This window comes from Kistimonas ophiarachnellae, assembly GCF_057552235.1.
Genome location: NZ_BAAJPA010000072.1, coordinates 1 through 489, shown reverse-complemented (window position 1 = coordinate 489; position 489 = coordinate 1). Strand labels below are relative to the sequence as shown.

General features: G+C 51.5%; 1 protein-coding gene. It reads left to right on the top strand.

Annotation, left to right across the window (positions count from 1 at the left end):
• Positions 1–112: 112 nt before the first annotated feature.
• Positions 113–489 (top strand): IS110 family transposase (locus AC27K1_RS21680; protein WP_487152879.1); only part of this gene is annotated, 377 nt, incomplete at its 3' end.

The window sequence follows — 489 nt, the reverse complement described above, 5'->3', positions numbered from 1 at the left end:
ATAGACATAATGACTCCCGCTGACCGGTAAGAGCTGGCCTCCGAATAATACGCGGGCTAGCTTTAACCAGAGCCGCATCAGGCAAGCCTGAGAAAATGATCGGAGGCCAGCGATGAGTAAAGATAGCACCTTGTTTATCGGACTGGATACGCACAAAACATCCATTGCCGTCGCCTACATTGGCAGTGAGCGTGATGATACTGTTCAGGATTACGGCACCATCGGCACATTACACCGCGATATTGATCGCCTGATCCGCCGACTGCAAAGCAAGGCATCAAAACTGTTTTTTGCCTATGAAGCCGGACCTTGTGGATACTGGCTATATCGATACCTGACCGCCAAAGGTTTTCACTGTATCGTGGCTGCCCCTTCCAGGCTGCCGAAAGACAAAATCAAAACGGATCGGCGCGATGCCCGTACCATTGCCGTGACGCTCAAAAATGCCGATCTGGCACAGGTTTATGTGCCGGATGTTGAAGACGAGGC